The organism is Hydrogenophaga sp. T2, from assembly GCF_049843535.1.
Taxonomy (GTDB): Bacteria; Pseudomonadota; Gammaproteobacteria; order Burkholderiales; family Burkholderiaceae_C; genus Hydrogenophaga; species Hydrogenophaga crocea.
Genome location: NZ_JBBHZJ010000005.1, coordinates 52,917 through 68,564, shown reverse-complemented (window position 1 = coordinate 68,564; position 15,648 = coordinate 52,917). Strand labels below are relative to the sequence as shown.

Sequence of the window (15,648 nt, the reverse complement as noted above, 5' to 3'; positions counted from 1 at the left end):
AGGCCCCCGACACTCGCGAAACCGCATGCAAACGACCCATCCAGACCCGACCGGAGTTGACAAGGTGAGCGCACTCGCAGAACTCAGGCAGCACAGCGATGTGTCGAGCCTGAAATCCGCCTTGCACCAGCTGTGCAGCGAATTCGGCCGCATCACGCGTCTGGACATCCTCACCGCCATGCACGAAGGCACCAAGCAGGCCATCTGCTTCCTGCGCATGGAACGCCCGGAGCAGGAGCAGCAGCTCATGAAGAGCCTGGGCGTGGGCCGCTTCGGCGGCGAGGTGGTGTTCGTGCTCAACCTCAACATGCCGGCCAAGCAGCCCGAATTCGGCCCCTCGTCGCAGTGGGCCGACTCCGACATCTACTGAGCGCCGCGCTTGCGCTCCCCCCTGCAGGCCCAGGTCGTCGAATGGCTCGCACGGCCGGGTGAGGCGGTGCGCCAGGGCCAGCCGCTGCTGGTGGTCGAGGCGATGAAGATGGAGCACGAGCTGCGCGCCGAGGGCGACGGCCGGCTCGCCGAATGCCTGGTACAGGCCGGTGACACGGTGCAGACCGGCGACCCGCTCTGGCGGCTCGACGCGGCCGCCCCGGCCCCCCGCCCGACCCCACCCGACGCATCCACCCAGGCCGCTGCCCCGGCCGGCGAGCGCGAGGATCTGCGCCGCTGGCGCGAGCGCATGGCCTTCGTGGCCGATGCGGCGCGGCCCGAGGCGGTGGCACGCCGCCACGCCCAGGGCCTGCGCACGGCGCGCGAGAACGTGGCGGACCTCTGCGACCCGGGCAGCTTCATCGAATACGGCGCGCTCGCCATCGCGGCGCAGACCGCGCGCCGCAGCGAGGCGGAGCTGATCGCCCAGACACCGGCCGACGGCCTGGTGGCGGGCATCGGCTCGGTCAACGGAGGGCTGTTCGGCGACCCGCGCGCGCGCACCGCGGTGCTGGCCTACGACGCCACGGTGCTCGCGGGCACCCAGGGCATGCGCAACCACCAGAAGACCGACCGGCTGCTGGGCATCGCGCTCGACCAGCAACTGCCCGTGGTGCTGTTCGCCGAAGGCGGTGGCGGGCGCCCGGGCGACACCGACATGGCCATCGTGGCCGGCCTGCACGTGGGCACCTTCGCGGCCATGGCGCGCCTGTCGGGCCGCGTGCCCACGCTCGGCATCGCGGCCGGGCGCTGCTTTGCGGGCAACGCGGCGCTGCTGGGCTGCTGCGACCTGATCATCGCCACGCGCGGCAGCAACATCGGCATGGGCGGACCGGCCATGGTCGAGGGCGCGGGCCTGGGCCGCCACCGGCCCGAAGACATCGGTCCGGCCGCGGTGCAGCAGGCCAATGGCGTGATCGACCTCCTGGTGGACGACGAGGCCGAGGCCGTGGCTCGGGCGAAGCACTGTCTGGCGCTGTTCCAGGGCGGCACGCCCGCCGGCCCGGCGCCCGACCCGCTGGCCCTGCGCAAGGCCCTGCCCGAGAGCCGCGTGCGCAGCTACGACAGCCGCCCGGTGGTGCTGGGCCTGGCCGACGCGGGGCGCGTGGTCTGGCTGCGCGAGGGCTTCGGCCAGGCGGTGCACACCGGTCTGGGGCGGCTGGGCGGGCGCGCCGTGGGTTTCGTGGCCAGCAACCCGCAGCACCTGGGCGGCGCGGTCGACGCCGACGCGGCCGACAAGCTCGCGCGCTTCATGCAGCTCTGCGATGCCTGGGGCCTGCCGATCGTGAGCCTGGTCGACACGCCGGGGTTCATGGTCGGGCCCGAGGCGGAATCGCGCGCACAGGTGCGCCACGTGAGCCGCCTGTTCGTGGTTGCGGCTTCGCTGCGCGTGCCGTTTTTCAGCGTGCTGCTGCGCAAGGCCTTCGGTCTCGGGGCCATGGGGCTCACCGGGGGCGGTTTCCACGCGCCGGGCTTCACCGTGGCCTGGCCCAGCGCCGAATGCGGCGCCATGGGCCTGGAGGGTGCGGTGCGCCTGGGGTTTCGCAAGGAGCTCGAGGCCCTGCCCGAGGGCCCGCAGCGGCAGGCGCTGTTCGATGAACTGCTGGCGCGCCAGGTGGCACAGGGCGCGGCGATCCCCATGGCCACCACACTCGAGATCGACGCCGTGATCGACCCCGCCGACACGCGCGACTGGCTGCTGCGCGGCCTGGCCGGTGCCCAGCTGCGCCCGGGGCCGGCGCGTTACGTCGACCCCTGGTGAGGGCTCAGAGCAGCTCGCCGAAGCCGGTGTTGCGCACACCGGCCGTGGCCATGGGCGGCGCGGTCTGGTTGATGTTCACCCAGAACTCGCAGACGTGCTTCATGGCGCTCAGGAATTGCGAGAACTCGGTGGGTTTGGCGATGTAGGCGTTGGTGCCGGCGTCGTAGGCGCGCAGCAGGTCGCTCGGTTCGGTGGACGAGGTGAGCACCACCACCGGGATGTTGTGCAGCTGATCGGAGCTCTTGATTTCCTTGAGCACGCCGATGCCGTCGAGCAGGGGCATCTTCAGGTCGAGCAGCACCAGCACCGGGTGGCTGCCCGGGCGGTTGGCGAACTGGTTGCGGCGGAACAGGTAGTCGAGCGCCTGCATGCCGTCGGAGACGTGGGTGACACGTCCCTCGAGGCCATGGCGGGAGAGCGCGAGCTTGGTGAGCTCGGCGTCATCGGGGTTGTCCTCGACGAGGAGGATGGCATCGGCGTTCTTGTTCATGGTTCGAGCGGGGCCGGCATGGAGTCGGTCGTGTCCGGCAAACGAGGGCCATCTATCGGGAGCGAGAAGTGGAACACGCTGCCTTCGCCCAGGCGGCTTTCCGCCCACACGCTGCCGCCGTGTCGCTCGATGATGCGCCGTGTGAGCGCGAGCCCGATCCCTGTTCCTTCGAATTCCGAAGCGCGGTGCAGGCGTTGGAAAACGCCAAAAAGCTTCTGGGAATATTTTGTATCGAAACCCACGCCGTTGTCACGGATCGAGAACACGTAGCCGCGCACCGGTTCGAGGTTCCAGCTCACGTCGATCACGGCGCGCTCGCGCGGGCGCGTGTACTTGAAGGCGTTGCCCAGCAAGTTGGCCCAGACTTCGCGCAGCAGCAGCGCGTCACCGTGCACCAGGGGCAGGTCGGGGGCGATGTGCCAGTCGACCACCCGCCCGTCGGTGTCGTGGGCGATCTGCGACACCACGGCGCTCACCAGGTGGTTGAAATCGACCGGCGCGATGTTGACCGCCGCCCGGCCCAGGCGCGAGAACGCCAGCAGCCCGTCGATGAGCTGGCTCATGTGGCGGGCCGAGTTGCCGATGGTGGCGAGGTAGCGGGTGGTGGTCTCGTCGCGCTCGGTGCCCAGGTGTTCTTCGAGCAGGCTCACGAAGCTGGAGATGTGGCGCAGCGGTGAGCGCAGGTCGTGCGACACCGAGTACGAGAAGGATTCGAGGTCGCGGTTGGCCGCGAGCAGCTGCTCGGTGCGCTCGACCACGCGCTTTTCGAGCTCGTCGTTGATGTTGTGCATCAGGTCGTCGAGCTGCTTGGCGTCGGTCATGTCGCGGTTGATCTTCGCGAAACCCTTGAGGTCGCCCTTCTGGTCGCGCAGCGCGATCAGCACCGAATGCGACCAGTAACGCGAGCCGTCCTTGCGGGTGAGCCAGCCCTGCACGTCGTGCTGGCCGCGCGAGGCCGCCAGACGCAGCATGCGCTCGGCGTCGAGCTTGCCGGCCTCGGGGTCGCCCGGGTCGAACAGCACGCCGTAGTGACGGCCCAGCATCTGCACCGGCGAATAACCGTCCATGCGCTGTGCGCTGTCGGTCCAGTCGGTGATGAAGCCGTTCGCATCCATGAAGAAGATGCAGTAGTCGCGCAGGTTGTCCACCATGAGCCGGAAACGCTGCTCGCTTTCGAGCAGCTCGGCCGAGCGCTCCTGGATGCGCAGCTCGAGCTCCTCGTTGAGGTGGCTCACCCGCTCCTCGATGCGCTTGCGCTCGGTGATGTCGATGATCTGCACGAACAGCCCGCGCGCCCGGCCGTCGGCGTCCATGTCGGGCAGGTAGTTGGCGCTGATGAAGATCGGCTGGCCGTCGACGGTCTGGCGCCAGGTCTCGAAGTGCTGCGGCGATCCGGCCAGCGCGCGCACCATGTGCGGTGCGATGTCGGCCCATTCGCCGGGCGGCACGCAGTCGCGGATGTGCCGGCCCAGGATCTGCTGCGGGTCCATGCCATAGAGGCGCTGGTGCTCGGCGTTGGCGAAGCGGAAGTGCAGGCCGGCGTCGAGGTAGGCGATCAGCCCGGGCACCTGGTCGGTGATGCGTTCGAGGAAGCGCTGTTGCTCGCGCTGGGTGTCTTCGGCGGTCTTGCGCTCGGTGATGTCGAGCATCTGGATGATGATGCCCTGCACCTCGCCGTTCACCACGAAGGGGGTGTACTCGATGCTCGCGTAGAAGCGGTGGCCGTCGGGGAACGAGCGCTCGCCCTCGAAGCGCTGGGGCACGCCCTGCAGCGCGGCCTGCAGCCGATCGAGCGCCGCGTTGTAGTCCTGCGGCTGCGCGATGTCGCGCAGGTGCAGGCCCACGACCTCGCCGGGCGTGCCGCTGCGCCAGCGCGCGTAGCTCTTGTTGGCCAGCCGGCACACCAGATCGCGGTCGAAGTAGGCGAGCTGCACCGGCACGGTGTCGGTCACCGCCTGCAGGAAGCGGGTCTGCACGGCCAGCGCCTCTTCGGCCTGCTTGCGCGCCGTGATGTCGATCAGCGTGTTGTTGGTGCGCACGAAGCGCCCCTTCTGGTCGCGCACCGCGGTGCTGCTGACCAGGGCCACGAAGCTGCTGCCGTCGCGGCGGCGCATGGTCATCTCGGCGGGCTCGATCTTCCCGCCCATGACCAGATCGCGCAGCCGGCCGAGCGCGAAATCGAGCTGCTCGGGCAGCACCACGTCGCGCAGGTGCAGCTGCCCGACCACCTCGTGCCGCTCGTAGCCCAGCCATTCGAGCTCGGTGCGGTTCATGAGCACGAAGGTGCCGCTGGCGTCGAGCGAGTGGTAGCCGCAGGGCGCGCCGTTGTAGAGCGACTGCGCCTCGGTGAGCGCCATGCTCACGCGCTCCTTGGCGTCGGCGAGTTCGTCGGTGCGCTCGCGCACGCGCTTCTCGAGTTCGGCGTTGAATCGGCGGATCTCCTCCTGCTGGCGGTGCTGCTCGGTGATGTCGCGCGAGATCACGAGCAGCATCACGGGCTCGCCGAGGTTGTCGGAGATCGGGGTGACGGCCGTGTCCCACCACTTGGGCGTGCCCTTGAAAGTGGTGCCGTAGGCCACGAAGCGCGAGCTCTCGCCGCGGCCGGCCGCGGCCACGGCCTCGCGCGCAAGCGTGGCGCCTTCCTCGGGCCACCAGCTGGTCCAGTCGCTCAGGCGGATCTGCTCGAAGTCGTCGACTTCGACCAGGCGGCGGCCCTGTTCGGTGATCTGCACCAGGCGGCCCGCGAGATCGAGCACCTTGGTGCAGTCGGGGCTGCTGGCGATGATCTGGCGGTTGAGCTCTTCCTTGATGCGCGACTCGGCTTCGAGCACACGCAGCGTGGTGATGTCCTGCACGAAGCCGAGCTGGCCGGTGAGCACGCCCTGCGCGTCGCGCAGCGGCGCGTTGCGCGCGATCAGGTGGCGGACCTCGCCCGCGCGCAGCAGGCGGAATTCGATGCTCAGCGCTTCGCCGCGCGAGATCACGCGCACCCAGTGGGCCTGCACGCGCTCGGCGTCGTCGGGGTGCACGTTCTTGAGCCAGCCGAAGTTGGGCAGCTCGTCGCGCTGCATGCCGCAGATCTGCAGCAGCTGAGCGTCCACGTGGGTGAGCAGCCCGGCCTCGTCGGTGCGGAAGATGCCGATGGGAAAGACGCTGCCGAGCGCGTTGAACAAGGCCTCGTACTCGAAGGGCGCCACGGGCGCACCCGCGCCCGTGGGCTCGAGCGGCAGGGGCAGATCCTCGGGCGGTGCGCCGGGGCCGCTGCTGTTGGCCGCCGGTTCGCCGCCCAGTTGCCGCGCGTAGCGCTGGCGGAGGTAGGCGTTCTCGGCGCGCAGGGTGCGCAGTTCGAGCATCAGCGCGCGTTCGCGCTCGGTCGCGCCGGCCTCGCCCTCACGGCGGGCCAACTGCTCCAGACCGGGCGGCAGCGTGGCGCTCATTGCCGCAATGTACCCGAGGTGCCGCGCCCCCCGGCGTGCGAAAAGCCGATCAGAAACGGGGCAGTTCGGGGTGTGCGAGCCGTCCGCCGCGCACCAGCATGCGGCCGTACTCGGCGCAGCGCTGCAGGGTCGGAATCACCTTGCCGGGGTTGAGTAAGCCTTTGGTGTCAAATGCCGCTTTCACCGCAAACATCTGCGCGTTCTCTTCGGCGCTGAACTGCACGCACATGCTGTTGAGCTTTTCCACGCCCACGCCGTGTTCGCCGGTGACGGTGCCGCCCATGGCCACGCTGGTTTCGAGGATGTCGGCGCCGAAGCGCTCGCAGCGCTGCAGCTGGTCGGGGTCGTTGGCGTCGAACAGGATCAGCGGGTGCAGGTTGCCGTCGCCGGCGTGGAACACGTTGGCGCAGCGCAGGCCGTAGGTTTTCTCCATGCCCTGGATGGCGAGCAGGATGTCGGCCAGCCGCTTGCGCGGGATGGTCGAATCCATGCACATGTAGTCGGGGCTGATGCGGCCGCTGGCCGGAAAGGCGTTCTTGCGGCCGCTCCAGAAGCGCAGCCGCTCGGCCTCGTCGCGGCTGACCGCGATCGCGGTGGCGCCGTGGTCGCGCAGCACCGCGCTCATGCGGCCGATCTCCTCGGCCACCTCTTCGGGCGTGCCGTCGCTCTCGCACAACAGGATGGCCTCGGCATCGAGGTCGTAGCCGGCGTGCACGAAGTCCTCGACCGCGGCCGTCATGGGCTTGTCCATCATCTCCAGACCGGCCGGGATGATGCCGGCCGCGATCACCGCGGCCACGGCGTCGCCGGCTTTGCGCACGTCGTCGAAGCTGGCCATGATGCAGCGCGCGAGCTGGGGCTTGGGCACCAGGCGCACCACCACCTCGGTGGTCACGGCCAGCATGCCCTCGCTGCCCACCACCAGCGGCAGCAGGTCGAGCCCGGGCGCGTCGAGCGCCTCGCCGCCGAACACCAGCGGTTCGCCCTCGATGCTGTAGCCGCGCACCTGCAGCACGTTGTGGATGGTGAGTCCGTACTTCAGGCAGTGCACGCCGCCCGAGTTCTCGGCCACGTTGCCGCCGATGGTGCAGGCGATCTGGCTGCTCGGGTCGGGCGCGTAGTACAGGCCGAAAGGAGCGGCGGCCTCGCTGATGGCCAGGTTGCGCACGCCGGCCTGCACGGTGGCGGTGCGCGCGCGGGCGTCGATGGCCACGATGCGGTTGAACTTGGCCAGCGACAGCACCACGCCCTGCGCGTGCGGCATGGCGCCGCCCGACAGGCCGGTGCCGGCGCCGCGCGCCACCACGGGCACGTCCAGCGCGTGGCAGGCCTTGAGCACCGCGGCCACCTGGGCCTCGGTCTCCGGCAGGGCCACCACCAGCGGGCGTTCGCGGTAGGCGGTGAGGCCGTCGCATTCGTAGGGAATAGTGTCCTCGTCGTGCCAGAGCAGGGCGTGCGCCGGCAGCAGCGGCTGCAGCGCGCGCACCACGGCGGCCTGGCGTTCGGCGCGTTGCAGGTGGTCGGTGTGCGGGGGCAGGGTGGGGGCGTTCATGGAGCGGCTTCCGTGCCGGTCAGTGTAGGCCGCGGCCGCCGAACGGTCATTGAAAAAACCTGCATCGAACCGTGAGCCGCGGCCGTCGCCGGGGCCGCCCGGGGGGCTTGAAAAGCCCCGGGGGCAACGCCAGTTGACGCTCACCGGGTGCTGCGGCGGTCGCGGCCCCCCTTGTTGTGCAACCGAATCTGGAGGACCCAGCCATGAACGCTCTCATCTCCCGCGGCAGCCTGTTCGACGACTTCTTCAAGGACGTGGCACCGGGCTTCTACGTCAAGCCGCTGCACGGCGACGCGCTGCCGGCACGCATGAAGGTCGATGTGCGCGAGGCCGCCAACGCCTACACCGTCGATGCCGAGGTGCCGGGCGTGTCCAAGGAAGACATCCACGTGACCATCGAAGGCAACGTGGTCACGCTGCGCGCCGAGGTGAAGCAGCAGGACGCCCAGCGCGAAGGCGAGCGCGTGCTGCGCAGCGAGCGCTACTACGGCGCGGTGGCGCGCAGCTTCCAGTTGCCCGAAGAGATCGACGAAAGCGCGTCGCGCGCCCGGTACGACAACGGCGTGCTGCACCTGACGCTGCCCAAGAAGGCCCCGGCGGTGGGCCAGCGGCTGACGATCGAGTGAGCGGCGGCGGGCGCGGCCGCCTGGCCGCGCGCGCTCATTCGCCGCGGATGTCGATGAGTTCGAGCGATTCGTTGACCTGCACGGCGCGCCCGCGCGCCAGCGCCTCGAAGCGCACCACGCGGCCGATGGCGGGCGCGTACCAGACCGAGGCCTCGTAGGGCGAGCTGTTGACCATGTGGCCCCCGGTGATGCGGTGCGTGAAGCCACTGAAGTTCACCCGCACCACCTCGAGGTCGCGCGCGCCCACGCGCAGCGTGCTGCTGTCGGCCACCTGCGCGCGCAACTCCATGCGCACCAAGAGGTCGTTGCGCCGCACCTCGTAGCGGGCGTCCCAGCCCGCGCCGGGTTCGGGGCGGGCCGAGACCCAGCCGCCCGGGGGCATCACGGCATCGAACTCGCCGCCGATGGCCAGCCGGTTGCTCACCACGCCGCCGCCTTCGCGTTCCACGCGCGCGCCCTGGTTGAAGATGCGCTGGTCGCCCTCGGTGCGCTCGAGCCGGTACACCACGCTCTGGGCGTTTCCGGTCGTGCGGTCGCGCAGCCGGTACTCGAACACGCGGTCGCCCGCGGGCGCGGCGGCCGGCGTGGCGGCGGCGCTCGCGGCCGTCTGTCGCCTGGCCAGCGCGGCCTGGGCGCGCTCGGGCACCTCGGCGATCCAGTTCGCGGGCAGCGCGAAGTTCAGGTTCTGCGCGTCGCGCAGCACGAAGGTGGTGATGCCGATGAGCCGGCCCTGGGCGTCGAACAGGCCGCCGCCGCTGGAGCCGGGCGAGATCGGCACCGTGATCTGCAGCGCCTCGAAGCTGTTCTGCTGGCTGCGGCGGATGCCCGAGAGCAGGCCGTCGCTGATGGTGGTCTCCAGCCCGCGCGGGTTGCCGATGGCGTAGACCCGGGCGCCCACGCGCCAGCTGTCGGGCGGGGCGATGGTCACCGGTGGGGCGCTGAAGTTGGCGACCTTGAGCTGGCACAGGTCGCGCTCGGGGTCGGGGAATTCGAGCGTGGCGCCGTAGCTCACGTTCTCGCGCGCGACGCTGATGGTCTTGGCACGCACGAGCACGTGGCAGTTGGTGATGAGGCGGCCCGGGCCGATGACGACCGCGCTGCCGAGTGCGAGTGGCTTGCCCGCGCTGTCCTGCGTGCGCACCACCCAGACGCTGGGCGAGACCTGCTCGAACAGGGTCTCGGGCGTGAGAACGGGCTGGGCCAGGGCGGGCAGGGCCAGGGTCAGCAGCAGGGATGTGGCGAGCGTTCTGGACATGGGGATCTGGGGTTATTCGCTGCGGATGTCGACCAGCTCGACGACCTCGTCGATGTCGAATTGCGCCAGGCCGTTGCCGCCGCGGCTGCGCACGTCGAAGCGCACCACGCGGCCGATCTCGGGGGCGTACCAGGCGTTGGCCTTGAAAGTGCCCGAGGTGGGCATCGAGGTCGCGCTGCGTTGCACGTAACCGTCGAAGCTCACGCGCACGATCTGCAGTTCGCGCCCGGCCACCTGGAAACTCGAGGTTTCGCCGGTGCGGGCCGTGAGTTCGAGCTGCAGCGTGCGATCGAGCTGCCGGTTGGTGTAGCGCAGCGACCAGCGCGCCCCGGGTTCGGGCGGCGCCGACACCCAGCCCCCCGGCGGCATGGCAGCATCGAAATCGCCGGCGCTGGGCTGCTTGTTCTCGAGCACCGCACCCCCGGTGCGCTCCACGCGGTTGCCCTGGTTGAAGACCAGGCGGTCGCCGTCCACGCGGTCCAGGCGGTACACGATGGCCTGCGCCACGCCGGTGCGGCGGTCGCGCAGCCGGTACTCGAACACCCGGTCGCCCGTGGGTGCTGCCGCGGCCGGTGCGCCCGCTGCGGTCGCCGTGCTGGCCTGGGCCTGGCGCTTGGCCAGCGCGGCCTGGGCGCGCTCGGGCACCTCGGCAATCCAGTTCGCGGGCAGCGCGAAGTTCAGGTTCTGTGCGTCGCGCAGCATGAAGGTGGTGATGCCGATGAGCCGGCCGCGCGCATCGAACAGGCCGCCGCCGCTGGAGCCCGAAGAAATGGGCACGGTGATCTGCAGCGCCTCGAAGCTGTTCTGTTCGCTGCGGCGGATGCCCGAGAGCAGGCCGTCGCTGATGGTGGTCTCCAGCCCGCGCGGGTTGCCGATGGCGTAGACCCGGGCGCCCACGCGCAGGCTGTCGGGCGGGGCGATGGTCACGGGGGGCGCGGTGAAGTTGGCCACCTTGAGCTGGCACAGGTCGCGCTCGGGGTCGGGGAATTCGAGCGTGGCGCCGTAGCTCACGTTCTCGCGCGCGACGCTGACGGTCTTGGCGCGCGCGAGCACGTGGCAGTTGGTGATGAGGCGGCCCGGGCCGATGACGACCGCGCTGCCGAGTGCGAGTGGCTTGCCCGCGCTGTCCTGCGTGCGCACCACCCAGACGCTGGGCGAGACCTGCTCGAACAGGGTCTCGGGGGTGAGAACGGGCTGGGCCCTGGCCGGCGCCAGCAGCGCGCCGGCCAGGGCCGCCACCAGCCAAGGGATCCGTGTCGTGAGCACTTTGGGCATGTCGTTCAGCGTGAGGGCGGCAGCAGGCCGTTGAGATCGTCCAGGGTCACGGGCCCGCCGGTGCGGGGCGCGGCGCCAGGACCGCTGGGGATGCCCGCGGGCGGCGCCTGGCCGGTGCCGCCGGGCCGCCCCGCGACCAGCGGAATGGCGCCGGTGTAGGCCAGGCCCGCGAGCTTGGCGCGGGCGACGGTTTCGCCTTGCAGGCTCAGGCGCGGCTGGCCCACGAACAGGCCCAGGGTGATCAGGGCCTCGACGTAGACCGTGCCGCCGTCGACCAGCTCCACGTCCACGCTGCTCTCCACCTCGGTGCGTGCCGACACGGTGTGGCGCCCCACGGGGCGGTCGACGAAGAAGAAGCCTTCGGGCACCATCTGGCCCACGACCTCGCCGTCCAGGCGCACGTCGGGCTGGATCGCCGGCCCCAGGCCGCCCGTGCGGTACACCATCACGCGGCCATGGCCGGGCTTGATGGAGGGAAAGTTTTCCTGCACTTCGCTGAAGCGGGGACCGGTCGCCGCGCATCCGGTCAGCACCAAGGCCGCCACACCCCAGGCGGCCGCGCGCCAGCAGCGCGCCAACACCTCACGCATACCCCCACCTCCTACCTTTTGTTACCGCGGATGGTAGTGGCAAGCAGGGGCCGCGCGGCTGGGTGTTACCCCATGGCCTGTTGCAACCAGCGCGCAAAGGCCGCGCATTCCCAGCGCTCCATGGTGCCGCTGCGCCAGCACAGGTAGTGGGCGTGCGGGCTGGGCACTCGGCGTGGGTAGAGCGGCACCAGGGCGCCGCTGTCGATCCAGGGCGCGGCGAGTTTGTAGCGCAGCAGGCCCACGCCCATGCCGGCGGCGGCGGCGTCGCACATCAGGCCGATGTCGTTGAACTGCGAGCCCTCGGCGGGCTCGGGCCAGTCGAGGTCGTGGGCGGCGAACCAGGTGCGCCAGGGCTCCAGCGGACTGCGCAGCAAGGGCAGGCCTTCAAGGTCCTGCGGGGTGTCGAAGGGGCCGTGCTCGCGCACGAAAGCCGGCGAGGCCATGGGCGAGACCTCGTCCTTGGCCAGCAGCAGGTGTTCCACATCGGCGTAGCGGCCGGTGCCGAAGCGCACCATCAGGTCGGCGTCTTCGGCCACCACGTCGAGCAGCGGGATGCTCACCTGCAGCGTGAGGTCGATCTCGGGGTAGGTGTCGCTGAACTGTTTGAGCCGCGGCAGCACCACCGAGCGCGCGAAGGTGGGCGTGATGGCCAGGCGCAGCTTGCGCCGCCCGGGCGCGGCCTTCTGGCTCGGAAACTGCTGCAGCGAGCTCAGGCCCTCGCGCACGTGCGCCAGGTACTCGCTGCCTTCGGTGGTGAGCGAGAAGTCGGCGCGGCCGAACAGCTTGGTGCCCAGCACCTCCTCGAGCTGGCGGATGCGGTGGCTCACCGCGCTGGGCGTGACGTTGAGCTCGTCGGCGGTCTGCGTGACGCTGCGCAGCCGCGCCAGCGCCTCGAAGGTGAGCAGGCACTGGATCGGCGGGATGCGGATCATAGGGCCCCCACGCTCCGCCGCTGACGCGGGTCGCTGCCCCCCGAGGGGGCTGGCCCGCCTTGGGGCGGCCCGGCGGCGGGCCGTGCCTCTTCGTCGTGACGCAGCCTCACTTGAACACCACGGTCTTGTGGCCGTTGAGCAGCACGCGGTGCTCGCCGTGCCACTTCACGGCGCGCGCCAGCACCTGGCTTTCGGTGTCGCGGCCCAGGGCGGTGAGGTCTTCCACGGTGTCGGTGTGGTCCACGCGCGCCACGTCCTGCTCGATGATCGGGCCCTCGTCGAGGTCGGCCGTCACGTAGTGCGCGGTGGCGCCGATCAGCTTCACGCCGCGGTCGTGCGCCTGGTAATAGGGCTTGGCGCCCTTGAAGCTGGGCAGGAAGCTGTGGTGGATGTTGATCGCGCGGCCTGCGAGCTCGCGGCACAGGTCGTTCGACAGCACCTGCATGTAGCGCGCCAGCACCACCAGCTCGGCGCCTTCGCCGCGGATGATCTCGAGCTGTTTCGCCTCGGCCTGGGGCTTGGTGGCGGCCGTGACCGGGATGTGGTGGAAGGGCACGTTGTAGCTGGCCGCGAGCTGGTAGAAGTCGCGGTGGTTGCTCACGATGGCCCGGATGTCCAGCGGCAGCAGGCCGCTCTTCCAGCGGAACAGCAGGTCGTTGAGGCAGTGGCCTTCCTTGCTCACGAAGATCACCGTGCGCATGGGCTGGGCCAGCGGGTGCAGGCCCATCTGCATTTGAAAAGGGGCCGCGAAGGCGGTGAGCTGCTCCAGCAGCTCGGCCCGACTCAGTTGCGTGCAAGCAAATTGCACGCGCATGAAGAACAGGCCGGTGGCATGGTCGTTGTACTGGGCCGCTTCCTCGATGTTGCCGCCGCGCTCGAACAGGAAGCCGGAGACGGCGTGCACGATGCCGGGGCGGTCGGGACAGGAGAGGGTGAGGACGTAGGTGTTTTCCATGGCGGCGCGATTGTCGCAGCCTTGTCCAGGCGGCGTCCGTGGTGGGCCTCACGCTCGCGGCCGCAGTGGCGCCTTCGTGCGCGCGGCGCCGGTGCCAGAATGGCCGTTTTGCTGACCTTGCCGAGGAGGTGCCGCCATGGCCTACAACGACTTCAAGATGGACAACCAGTGGTTGCCCTTCACGCCCAACCGCAGCTTTGCCAAGGACCCGCGCATCTTCGTGGCGGCCGACGGCATGCACTTCACCACGCACGACGGCCGCCAGGTCATCGACGGCATCTCCAGCCTCTGGTGCGTGGGCGCGGGCCACAACCGCCAGCCGATCAACGAAGCGATCAAGCGCCAGCTCGACACCCTGGACTACGCGACCGCGTTCAGCGTGAGCAACGACAAGGCCTTCCGCGCCGCCGAAATGATCGCGGCCATGGCCCCGGGCGACCTCAACAAGGTGCTGTTCTGCAACTCGGGCTCGGAAGCCGCGGACACCTCGATGAAAGTGGCCCTGGCCTACCACCGCGCGCGCGGCGAAGGCCAGCGCAACCTGTTCATCGGCCGCGAGCGCGGCTACCACGGCGTGGGCTTCGGCGGCATGTCGGTGGGCGGCATTCCGGCCAACCGCAAGGTGTACGGCACCAGCCTGCTGCCGCGCGTGGACCACCTGCGCTTCATCCACGACCCGGTCAAGCACGCCTTCGTGCAGCACCAGGAGCCGGTGTGGGAAGAAGACATCCTGCTCGAGCTGGAAAACCGCATCCTGCCGCTGCACGACCCGAGCAACGTGGCCGCGGTGATCGTCGAGCCGGTGGCGGGCAGCGCGGGCTGGTACGTGCCGCCCAAGGGCTACCTCAAGCGCCTGCGCGAGATCTGCGACAAGCACGGCATCCTGCTGATCTTCGACGAGGTCATCACCGGCTTCGGCCGCCTGGGCACGGCCTTCGGCGCCGACTGGTACGGCGTGCAGCCCGACATGCTCAACTTCGCCAAGTGCGTCACCAACGGCGTGATTCCGCTGGGCGGCGTGGTCTGCAGCCAGCGCATCTACGACGCCATGATGGGCGCGCACGGCAGCGCGCCCGACCACGCGATCGAGTTCTTCCACGGCTACACCTACTCGGGCCACCCCGTGGCCTGCGCGGCGGCCATCGCCACGCTGGAGCTGTTCCAGCAGGAGAACCTGTTCGCGCGCGCCGGCGAGATGGGCCAGGTGCTCAGCGATGCCATGTTCAGCGCCATCAAGGGCCTGCCGCACGTGGTCGGCATCCGCAGCCTGGGCCTGGCCTGCGCGGTCGAGTTGGCGCCGCAGGCCGGCCTGCCGGGCAAGCGCGCCTTCGACGTCTTCCTCGACTGCTTCCACCGCGGCGTGCTGGTGCGCAACGCGGGCGACAACCTGGTGTTCGCGCCGCCCTACATCGTCGAGCGCGAGCACATCGAGACCATGGTCTCGGTGCTGGCCGACGCGATCAAGCGCTTGCCCGCCTGATCAGCGCTTGAAGCGCTCGCGCAGCTCGGCGCAGTGGTCGCGCTCGGGCAGCGCGGGTGTGTCCCAGTAGGCGTCGGCTGTGGCCCCCGGCTCGGCGCCGCTCGCGCCGCCGGCACGTGCCACCACCACGCGGTGCGCCTGCCCCGGCGGCAGGTGCAGCGGCACGCCCAGGTCGCTGCGCACGTGGCCGTTGCCCGCGATCAGCAGCACCGTGCGGCCCGGCGCCAGCCGCGCCGTGGCCGCCTGTGCCATCGAGCGGTCGCGCGCGAGCTGGATGCGCGCCATCGGCCCGAGCTGGCTGGCGGGCAGCAGGTCGCAGTGGCCGCTGCGGATGGCCTCGCGCTGGCGTTCGAGCACTGCGGCGCTCACGCTGCGGTCGAGCGCGGCATCGCCCATGGCCGCGCGCATGCCGCTTCGCGGGAGGTTGCCGCCCACCACCGGCACGCCCGCGCGCACCGCGGCCATCACCACCGGTCCGTAGGTGGGCCAGGGCCAGCCCTGCTGTTCGTCCCAGCCCAGGGCGGTGCGCACCGCGGCCTCGCTGGCGTCGCGCGCCAGGCCGCGCGTGTCGCGGCCGGCCTCGGCCATTTCCATCACCACGGCCGCGAGCTGGTTGCGCGAGGCCAGGGCCTGCACCAGATCGCGCTGCAGCGCCTGGTGCTCGGGCGCGTCATGCTGTTCGCCCACCAGCAGCAGCGGCGTGGGCTGCGTGCGTGCAAGCAGCGCGTCCAGCGAGGGCGCGGCCGGTGGCCGGTGCGCGCAGGCCGCGAGCAGGGCCAGCGCCGCGAGCAAGGGCAGGCGCGGTGAGGGGATGGGCATGCGCCGATACTACGGCCCTGTTCCGCGGCCATCGGCGCCGCCCCGA

12 protein-coding genes and 1 pseudogene are annotated in these 15,648 nt (G+C 70.6%); 4 read left to right on the top strand and 9 right to left on the bottom strand.

Annotated elements, in window-relative coordinates:
* The first annotated feature begins 64 nt into the window (after positions 1-64).
* Together WDZ95_RS13145 and WDZ95_RS13140 are read left to right on the top strand one after the other, a co-directional pair.
* The gene (locus tag WDZ95_RS13145) at positions 65-370 is read left to right on the top strand and encodes an RNA recognition motif domain-containing protein (RefSeq protein ID WP_240936401.1); all 306 of its coding nucleotides are present in this window, start codon (positions 65-67) and stop codon (positions 368-370) included.
* Between the two features lie 9 nt (positions 371-379).
* A pseudogene (locus tag WDZ95_RS13140) lies at positions 380-2,191 on the top strand (carboxyl transferase domain-containing protein); the annotation flags it as partial.
* A 4-nt stretch (positions 2,192-2,195) separates the two neighbouring features.
* On the opposite strand, the gene WDZ95_RS13135 reads toward WDZ95_RS13140, so the two are convergent.
* The 3 genes from WDZ95_RS13135 to WDZ95_RS13125 are packed head-to-tail and all read right to left on the bottom strand — an operon-like array spanning position 2,196 to position 7,670.
* Positions 2,196-2,681, bottom strand: a complete 486-nt coding sequence (locus tag WDZ95_RS13135) for a response regulator (protein WP_166228289.1) — start codon at positions 2,679-2,681, stop codon at positions 2,196-2,198.
* On the bottom strand, positions 2,678-6,118 hold the full coding sequence (locus WDZ95_RS13130) for a PAS domain S-box protein (RefSeq protein ID WP_425779066.1): 3,441 nt from the start codon (positions 6,116-6,118) through the stop codon (positions 2,678-2,680). The genes WDZ95_RS13135 and WDZ95_RS13130 overlap by 4 nt, the downstream gene beginning before the upstream one ends.
* A gap of 49 nt (positions 6,119-6,167) precedes the next feature.
* Positions 6,168-7,670 carry an FAD-linked oxidase C-terminal domain-containing protein gene (locus tag WDZ95_RS13125; protein ID WP_425779064.1) on the bottom strand — a complete coding sequence of 501 codons (1,503 nt, stop codon included), beginning with the start codon at positions 7,668-7,670 and terminating at the stop codon, positions 6,168-6,170.
* Positions 7,671-7,873: 203 nt separating this feature from the next.
* Here WDZ95_RS13125 and WDZ95_RS13120 point away from each other — a divergent pair, with 203 nt between their 5' ends.
* Positions 7,874-8,296, top strand: coding sequence for an Hsp20/alpha crystallin family protein (locus WDZ95_RS13120; protein WP_425779062.1), 423 nt, complete (start codon positions 7,874-7,876; stop codon positions 8,294-8,296).
* A 34-nt stretch (positions 8,297-8,330) separates the two neighbouring features.
* Here WDZ95_RS13120 and WDZ95_RS13115 read toward each other — a convergent pair whose 3' ends face one another.
* The 5 genes from WDZ95_RS13115 to purU all read right to left on the bottom strand — a co-directional run bounded on the left by WDZ95_RS13115 (position 8,331) and on the right by purU (position 13,303).
* Entirely contained in the window at positions 8,331-9,551 is a 1,221-nt protein-coding gene (locus tag WDZ95_RS13115) for a S1C family serine protease (protein WP_425779060.1), read from the bottom strand.
* A 12-nt stretch (positions 9,552-9,563) separates the two neighbouring features.
* Positions 9,564-10,826, bottom strand: a complete 1,263-nt coding sequence (locus tag WDZ95_RS13110; RefSeq protein WP_425779058.1) for a S1C family serine protease — start codon at positions 10,824-10,826, stop codon at positions 9,564-9,566.
* A gap of 5 nt (positions 10,827-10,831) precedes the next feature.
* Entirely contained in the window at positions 10,832-11,416 is a 585-nt protein-coding gene (locus tag WDZ95_RS13105; protein WP_425779056.1) for a DUF2846 domain-containing protein, read from the bottom strand.
* A 65-nt stretch (positions 11,417-11,481) separates the two neighbouring features.
* A complete protein-coding gene (locus tag WDZ95_RS13100) occupies positions 11,482-12,348 on the bottom strand; it encodes a LysR substrate-binding domain-containing protein (protein ID WP_166228276.1) in 867 nt (288 codons plus the stop codon).
* Between the two features lie 106 nt (positions 12,349-12,454).
* Positions 12,455-13,303, bottom strand: coding sequence for a formyltetrahydrofolate deformylase (gene purU, locus WDZ95_RS13095; RefSeq protein ID WP_425779054.1), 849 nt, complete (start codon positions 13,301-13,303; stop codon positions 12,455-12,457).
* Between the two features lie 136 nt (positions 13,304-13,439).
* On the opposite strand from purU, the gene WDZ95_RS13090 reads away from it, so the two are divergent.
* Positions 13,440-14,783, top strand: a complete 1,344-nt coding sequence (locus WDZ95_RS13090; RefSeq protein WP_425779052.1) for an aminotransferase class III-fold pyridoxal phosphate-dependent enzyme — start codon at positions 13,440-13,442, stop codon at positions 14,781-14,783.
* Here the strand turns inward: WDZ95_RS13090 and WDZ95_RS13085 are convergent, their stop codons facing one another.
* Positions 14,784-15,602, bottom strand: coding sequence for a ChaN family lipoprotein (locus WDZ95_RS13085; RefSeq protein WP_425779050.1), 819 nt, complete (start codon positions 15,600-15,602; stop codon positions 14,784-14,786).
* Positions 15,603-15,648: the final 46 nt, after the last annotated feature.

Bases quoted from the DNA above. Each gene is read 5' to 3' on its own strand.
- WDZ95_RS13090 (WP_425779052.1), top strand. From the start codon at position 13,440: ATGGCCTACAACGACTTCAAGATGGACAACCAGTGGTTGCCCTTCACG.
- WDZ95_RS13110 (WP_425779058.1), bottom strand. From the start codon at position 10,826: ATGCCCAAAGTGCTCACGACACGGATCCCTTGGCTGGTGGCGGCCCTG.
- WDZ95_RS13085 (WP_425779050.1), bottom strand. From the start codon at position 15,602: ATGCCCATCCCCTCACCGCGCCTGCCCTTGCTCGCGGCGCTGGCCCTG.
- WDZ95_RS13100 (WP_166228276.1), bottom strand. From the start codon at position 12,348: ATGATCCGCATCCCGCCGATCCAGTGCCTGCTCACCTTCGAGGCGCTG.
- WDZ95_RS13105 (WP_425779056.1), bottom strand. From the start codon at position 11,416: ATGCGTGAGGTGTTGGCGCGCTGCTGGCGCGCGGCCGCCTGGGGTGTG.
- WDZ95_RS13135 (WP_166228289.1), bottom strand. From the start codon at position 2,681: ATGAACAAGAACGCCGATGCCATCCTCCTCGTCGAGGACAACCCCGAT.
- purU (WP_425779054.1), bottom strand. From the start codon at position 13,303: ATGGAAAACACCTACGTCCTCACCCTCTCCTGTCCCGACCGCCCCGGC.
- WDZ95_RS13130 (WP_425779066.1), bottom strand. From the start codon at position 6,118: ATGAGCGCCACGCTGCCGCCCGGTCTGGAGCAGTTGGCCCGCCGTGAG.
- WDZ95_RS13125 (WP_425779064.1), bottom strand. From the start codon at position 7,670: ATGAACGCCCCCACCCTGCCCCCGCACACCGACCACCTGCAACGCGCC.
- WDZ95_RS13120 (WP_425779062.1), top strand. From the start codon at position 7,874: ATGAACGCTCTCATCTCCCGCGGCAGCCTGTTCGACGACTTCTTCAAG.
- WDZ95_RS13115 (WP_425779060.1), bottom strand. From the start codon at position 9,551: ATGTCCAGAACGCTCGCCACATCCCTGCTGCTGACCCTGGCCCTGCCC.